The organism is Nitrospinota bacterium (assembly GCA_027619975.1).
Lineage (GTDB): Bacteria > Nitrospinota > Nitrospinia > Nitrospinales > VA-1 > JADFGI01.
The window spans coordinates 88935-95936 of record JAQCGX010000008.1; the positions used below are offsets into that span (position 1 = coordinate 88935).

Consider the following 7002-nt stretch of genomic DNA (forward strand, 5'->3'; position numbering starts at 1 on the left):
CGACTTTATACATCCTAAACATTTAAGGAGATCAGCATACATGGCAAAGCAAATAATATATGACGAAAGAGCAAGACAGAAAATTCTGGCTGGCGTTAACAAACTGGCCAATACGGTAAAAATTACATTGGGACCCAAGGGCCGCAACGTGATTATCGACAAAAAATTCGGCTCCCCGACCATCACCAAGGACGGCGTGACTGTTGCCAAGGAAATCGAGCTGGAAGATCCGTTTGAAAACATGGGCGCGCAGATGGTCAACGAAGTGGCCAGCAAAACCAGTGACAACGCTGGAGACGGCACGACCACCGCGACCGTACTGGCACAGGCTATTTTCCGCGAGGGAATGAAAATTGTCGCCGCCGGCGCCAATCCTATGGATATTAAAAGAGGCATTGAAGATGCGGTAAAGGCGATTATTCCTGAGATTCAGAAAATGTCCAAACCCACCAAGGACAAAACTGAAATCGCTCAGGTAGGAACCATTTCCGCCAATCAGGACACGGCCATCGGCGAAATCATTTCCGAAGCCATGGACAAAGTAGGAAAAGATGGCGTTATCACCGTTGAAGAAGCAAAAGGCATGGAGACTTCCCTGGAAATTGTTGAAGGCATGCAGTTCGACCGCGGCTATCTCTCTCCATATTTCGTGACCAATCCAGAACGCATGGAAACGATATTGGAAGATGCCTATATCCTGCTGAACGACAAAAAGATCTCCAGCATGAAGGACCTGCTTCCGCTTCTGGAAAAGATCGCGAAATCCGGCAAACCGCTATTGATCGTTGCTGAAGACGTTGATGGCGAAGCGCTGGCAACCCTGGTCGTCAACAAACTGCGCGGAACTCTGCATGTGTGTGCCGTTAAAGCACCGGGTTTTGGAGATCGCCGAAAAGACATGCTGAACGACATCGCCGTTCTCACCGGCGGTAAAGTCATTTCCGAAGATATCGGCGTGAAACTAGAGAACGTGGAAGTTGCGGACCTCGGACGCGTCAAGCACGTCACTATTGACAAGGAAAACACCACGCTTGTTGACGGTAAAGGCAAAGCTTCTGACATCCAGGGCCGCGTCAAGCAGATTCGCAACCAGATCGAGGAAACCACTTCCGATTACGATCGCGAAAAATTGCAGGAGCGATTGGCCAAATTGGTAGGCGGTGTCGCTATCATCAACGTTGGAGCGGCTACAGAAACCGAAATGAAAGAGAAAAAAGCCCGTGTGGAAGACGCATTACACGCCACTCGCGCGGCTGTCGAAGAAGGGATTGTTCCCGGAGGCGGAGTCGCTTATTTGCGAGCGCTTCCTGCTTTGGACAAATTAAAAGGCGAACACGATTATATGCAAGGTGTCAAAATAATCCGGCGAGCCCTGGAAGAACCTATCCGACAAATCGCCGCTAATGCCGGTGAAGAAGGAACCGTCGTGGCGGAAAAAGTAAAATCCCTGAAAGGCAATATGGGATATGACGCTAAAAATGGTGAGTACGTGGACATGATCAAGGCCGGAATCATCGACCCTGCAAAAGTGACCCGCACCGCACTTCAGAACGCGGCTAGTATTTCTGCCCTTCTTTTGACCACGGAAGCCATGATCACGGACCTTCCGGAAGAAAAGGATGATGCTCATTCTCATGGCCATGGTGGCGGCGGCATGGGCGGCATGGGCGGCATGGGTGGAATGGGCGGAATGGGCGGCATGATGTAAGACGTCCCCCATTATTACCATTTTTTAGAAATAGAAACCCTCGGTCCCATGGACCGGGGGTTTTTTTATTTTCAATCGACGCCTTGCCCAGCGTTCATTTAAAAAGTTGACAGGTCAAGGACTTGGCAGTTAATATGATAATATTCAATGGGTTACTGAGAAAGTAGCCATCTCACGAATCCCATGCAACGGTATTTGAGTTATACTCTATCCACCCTTGCTCCACCGGCGCGGTTTTTAACAAGAACCGGTTGATCCGGACCCGTAATCCTTTTTAGGGAATGACCTTGCAAAATATTCTTGTAATGATCATGGCAGGTGGAGAAGGAAGCCGTCTTTATCCTTTGACCAAGGAGCGGGCGAAGCCTGCGGTCCCCTTTGGCGGAAAATACCGGCTGATCGATTTCGTTCTCAGTAATTTTCTCAATTCAAAAATCTACTCCATCTACGTTCTCACGCAGTTCAAATCCCAATCCCTGACCGAACACCTGCAGGAGGGATGGCGATTCAGCTCCATGATTCCCGATCACTTTATCCTGCCCGTTCCCGCTCAAAAGCGAACGGGAGAAAGCTGGTATCAGGGAACGGCGGATGCTATTTATCAAAATATCAACCTGATCGAAGGCCACAGCTATGACCTGGTCGCCGTATTCGGCGCAGACCACATCTATCGGATGGACATTCGGCAGATGATGGATTTTCATACCCAAAATAATGCCGATATGACCGTATCGGCGCTTCCAGTCTCAATGAGGGAGGCCAGGGACTTCGGAGTCCTTCAGGTAGAATCCGATCAGCGCATTATTGGATTCCAGGAAAAGCCCGCCGAGCCACAGTCCATTCCCGGACGTCCTGAGGAAGCCTATGCCTCCATGGGAAACTACATTTTCAATACAGATTATCTGGTGAATATTCTCTACGAAGACGCCGCTGATAAAAATTCTTCCCACGATTTTGGCAAAAATATCCTGCCGAAGATTTATACGACAGACCGTGTATTCGCCTACGATTTTCGCACCAACATCATTCCAGGGAGTTCCAGTCAGGAAGTTGGCGCCTGGCGAGATGTAGGAACCATCAAGTCTTTTTGGGAAGCCAACATGGATCTGCGAAACGTCAAGCCGATGTTCAATCTTTATAATAGCCGCTGGCCGATCCGAACCACGAAGCATGAAGGCCCGCCGGCAAAGTTTGTATTCAATGAGGATGGCCGCCGTGGTCAGGCCGTCAACAGTATCGTTGCCGAGGGAAGCATTATCAGTGGCGGCATTGTTCAAGACTCCGTCATCGGCAGGGATGTCTACATTGACAGCGGTGCGGCGATAATTAATTCCCTGATCATGGACCGGGTCAGAGTGGGCAAGAATTGCAAAATCAACATGGCCATCATTGATAAGGACGTGACGATTCCAGATGGCGTCCACATCGGTTACAATCAGGAAGAGGATAAAAAACGCTTCCTTGTTGATGAAGAATCTAATATTATAGTCATTCCCAAGGGCTATAAATTCACCTGAGCTTGTATTTCACCCAAGGCTCGCCTATTCATTCAATACACCCTCTACTTATCTCGACCTGAAGAAAGTTTTTTCAGGCAAACCACAATCTAAACGGTCAACCTTGTGAACCGAATTATTACCGGACTAGACACACTTCTTACTGATCCTGAGCGCTACCTGCATGGGCAATCGGTCGGGCTGATTGCCAACCAGACCAGCGTAGCGGGAGACCACCGGCACTCCATCGACCACTTCAAATCACACGGTTGGTTCAGTCTGAAAAAGATATTTGCACCGGAACACGGACTTTACGGAATTGATCAGGACATGGTCAAAGTGAATGACAACCATGACCTCGCCTCGGGCGTCAATGTCTTGAGTCTTTATGGAGATGTGGAAAATTCCTTATGCCCGCACCCCGAACAACTCGCCAACCTCGATAATCTAGTGTTCGATATTCAGGACGTGGGGTCCCGTTATTACACCTTCATTTACACCCTGGCCAACTGCATGGAAATTTGCCGTGAAACCGGAGTGCAAATGGTCGTTTGCGACCGCCCCAACCCGATCAATGGAGTGGACGTTGAGGGAAACCTGATTGATGATAAATATAGATCGTTTGTCGGCCAATACCCAATTGCCAACCGGCACGGCATGACGGTTGGAGAACTGGCAAAAATGTTCAACACCACGTTCGGGATCGCCTGCGATTTAACGGTGATTCCCATGCGTGGATGGGAACGCTCCATGTGGTACAACGACACAGGTCTTCCCTGGGTAGCGCCCTCCCCGAACATGCCCACTCTGGATACGGCTACCGTATACCCTGGGATGTGCCTCATCGAGGGAACCCATCTTTCCGAAGGACGGGGAACCACCCTGCCCTTTGAACTGGTCGGCGCACCTTATATCAACCCTCATAAACTGGCCGACGAACTAAAAAAAGAACAGTTGCCGGGTGTCCATTTTCGGCCGCACTATTTCAAGCCGATGTTTCAAAAATGGAACCGGGAAGTGTGCGGAGGGGTCCAGCTCCATGTCACCGACCGCAACCCGTTCAAACCTTTTCTCACCGGCATTGCCGTCATCCGGGCCATTTCCAGACTCTATCCCGAGCAATTCGCCTGGCGGACGGAACCCTACGAATTTGTGAGCGACCGCCTCGCAATTGATCTCCTGTATGGCAACTCCACTTTCCGGGAAAATATCATGAATGATGATGAAACTCTCGGAACCATTGAAGACTCCTGGAATGAAGACCTGGAGGAATTCAAAAAACTGCGGCGGGAGTTCCTCATTTATTAGCGGTACTCACGTTCCTCAACATTTCTTTCGGAACTTTGGAAAGTTTGTATCGGAAGGTGGAACGGGTGAGCCCCAGGTTTCCAGCGGCTTTCGATTTGTTGAACCCTGATTTCTTCAAGGCATTGACGATAATCCGGTTTTCGCACCCCTGAACGTATTGCTCTAGAGAAAACCGCCCTGGCAAAGATGCCGGATGATTCAAGTCAGGAACCGCTATTTCTTCATCCCTCTTTTCTCGCAAATAACCCGGAAGGTCCGCAACCCGAACGACATCCCGTTTGCAAAGAATCATCAACCGTTCGATCACATTTTGCAGTTCCCGGACATTGCCCGGCCAGCGATAATTTATCAGAACCTCCATCGCTTCGGGTTTCAGTCCTTGAATTTGCCTGCCCATTTCGCGGTTCATTTTCTTTAAAAACCAGTCCACCAGAAGGGGGAGGTCCTCCTGCCTTTCCCGCAAAGGCGGAATCGTGACCGGATAAACATAAAGTCGGTAATATAGATCTTCGCGGAACTTTCCTTCCTTCACCAACTTTTCAATATCCCTATTGGTTGCGGCAATAATGCGAATATCGGCTTGCAGGGTCTGGATGCCACCCAGGGGCTGATATTCGCGTTCTTGAATGACGCGCAGTATTTTCGCCTGGGCGGGTGCGCTCATTTCGGTGACTTCATCTAAAAACAGAGTGCCACCGCTGGCCAATTGGACTTTACCCGGTTTGGATTTATCCGCTCCGGTGAATGCGCCTTTTTCGTAACCGAACAGCTCACTCTCAATCAAAGTGTCCGGAAATGCGGAACAATTGAGGGCCACAAACGGCTTTGAGGAACGGGGGCTGTTGTAGTGAATGGCTTTGGCTAAAAGCTCCTTGCCGGTTCCGCTTTCACCCAGAATAAGAACCGTGGTGTTTTGTTTGGCCACTTCTCCAGTTAAATGCAAGGCATCCAGAAATCTCGCAGAACGCCCTACAATATTTGAAAAATCGTATTTTCTCTCCAGTTCTTTTCGTAACGTTCCCAACTGAAACAATAATTTTTCCTTTTCCTCCTCCAGCTGTTATTGCTCGGTGATGTCCTTGATCACCCCCATGACATAGGCGATTTCATTCGTTCCCGGGTCGTAAATGGGAGAATAAATAGTCTCCACCCACACTTCTTTTCCATTCTTATGAGGCAAGATCATTCTTTCTTTTTTACTGGCAAGTTCTCCGTAAGTTATCTGGTTGTTGATCTGTGATTTTTTTGATTCTCGCTCATTTTCCAACTCGGCAAGTTTCCAACAGGCCTTTTCCAGCAAATCTTCTCTTGCGATGCCATAGAGTTTTTCGCAGGCCCGATTGAACAGAACCAGACGATGATCGTTGGCGACGATGAATATTACATCCAAGGCGCTGTCTAAAACATATTCCAAATCGTACTTCATGATATTCCTCAAAAAAAATCCGGGCGGCGATTAATTTGGTTTCGGAATACTGGCTAAAATTTGCCACCCTGGAGAAAATTGGTGAATTTTAACCTCTTAATTATCAATTATATCTTTGAAAACCCTTGTAAAACGGCTAATTATCGCCATTTTTTCATTAGCTCAGAAAAAACCAGTTTTGTTCATCTCATTGAATATTAAGCAGATATTTTAAAAACGGCTAATGGCATACAGGTTGCAATATAGGTTGTATCGTACAAAGCGCAATAGCGTAACAGCGAAACCTTTGTAAAGAAGGGAAGGGAAACGGAGTTTTCATACCTGAATTCGGTTCCCCCACCTTATTTAAAACCCCCCAAAAAAGCTTATAGGAGGCAAAAATGAAAAAGCATGGCTGTTTATTTTTAGCGGTATTTGCAACGTTCTTTTTAAGCTCCAACGCATTTGCGGCTGATGTTGAGCCTTGGTTCGTGGAGGAGATTCAAAATAATGAGGCAGTTCTGGATCCTGGAACCACCACTTATTGTAACAAGGATTTTATGGTAGAAAATATGGGCAATGAAGTAGCTGAAGTCCATGTGATTCTTGGGAACGGATCCAACTACGCCCATGACATGCTGGAACCGCGATCCACAAAGGGTTACACCTTGACCTCGGATTATCCTCTGGCAGGAGGGTGGGAGGAAACCAAAGGCAATTACATCGATGAAGCAAGGATTATCAATAACACCGGTGGAATGTCTAAAATAAAGGTCCATTGCAAGTGATACAAAGTAGCAACAGACCAGTCAGCTTTCGGAACCGAAACCTTTAACCTGGATAACCCAACTTTAATAACCAATGGAGATAACTGGGGGGAGGTTCCGAAGGTTGGCTGGTTTTTTTTGCTTTGAGTAAAAACAGGGAAGCTTGAGAGGCAAATAAATGATCCCCGCCCCAAGGGGCGGGGTATTTAAAGGTAGTTTTTTTATAACCTCCCCTAACCCCTCCTTGCAAAGAAGAGCTTTGCATAAGTGGATATTTGCAAGAAGGCTATTGACATCCAGAGGATGCCATTGGTTTTT

Annotated in this window: 6 protein-coding genes; 4 read left to right on the forward strand and 2 right to left on the reverse strand. The window is 47.9% G+C overall.

The genetic code is table 11. The features are described from left to right. Positions 1 to 40 precede the first annotated feature (40 nt). The 3 genes from groL (at position 41) to O3C58_04540 (ending at position 4512) form a co-directional block, all read left to right on the forward strand. Complete coding sequence (gene groL / locus O3C58_04530; GenBank protein ID MDA0691129.1) at positions 41 to 1708, forward strand: chaperonin GroEL; 1668 nt, start codon at positions 41 to 43, stop codon at positions 1706 to 1708. Between the two features lie 281 nt (positions 1709 to 1989). Next, positions 1990 to 3225 carry a glucose-1-phosphate adenylyltransferase gene (glgC, locus tag O3C58_04535; GenBank protein MDA0691130.1) on the forward strand — a complete coding sequence of 412 codons (1236 nt, stop codon included), beginning with the start codon at positions 1990 to 1992 and terminating at the stop codon, positions 3223 to 3225. 105 nt (positions 3226 to 3330) lie between these two features. After that, complete coding sequence (locus O3C58_04540; GenBank protein ID MDA0691131.1) at positions 3331 to 4512, forward strand: DUF1343 domain-containing protein; 1182 nt, start codon at positions 3331 to 3333, stop codon at positions 4510 to 4512. On the opposite strand, the gene O3C58_04545 is transcribed toward O3C58_04540, so the two are convergent. Next, positions 4502 to 5545, reverse strand: a complete 1044-nt coding sequence (locus O3C58_04545; GenBank protein ID MDA0691132.1) for a sigma 54-interacting transcriptional regulator — start codon at positions 5543 to 5545, stop codon at positions 4502 to 4504. The genes O3C58_04540 and O3C58_04545 overlap by 11 nt on opposite strands. A 27-nt stretch (positions 5546 to 5572) precedes the next feature. Beyond that, entirely contained in the window at positions 5573 to 5938 is a 366-nt protein-coding gene (locus O3C58_04550; protein ID MDA0691133.1) for a PAS domain-containing protein, read from the reverse strand. 380 nt (positions 5939 to 6318) lie between these two features. Between O3C58_04550 and O3C58_04555 the strand changes: the two genes are divergently transcribed. Then, positions 6319 to 6705, forward strand: a complete 387-nt coding sequence (locus O3C58_04555; GenBank protein MDA0691134.1) for a hypothetical protein — start codon at positions 6319 to 6321, stop codon at positions 6703 to 6705. Positions 6706 to 7002: the final 297 nt, after the last annotated feature.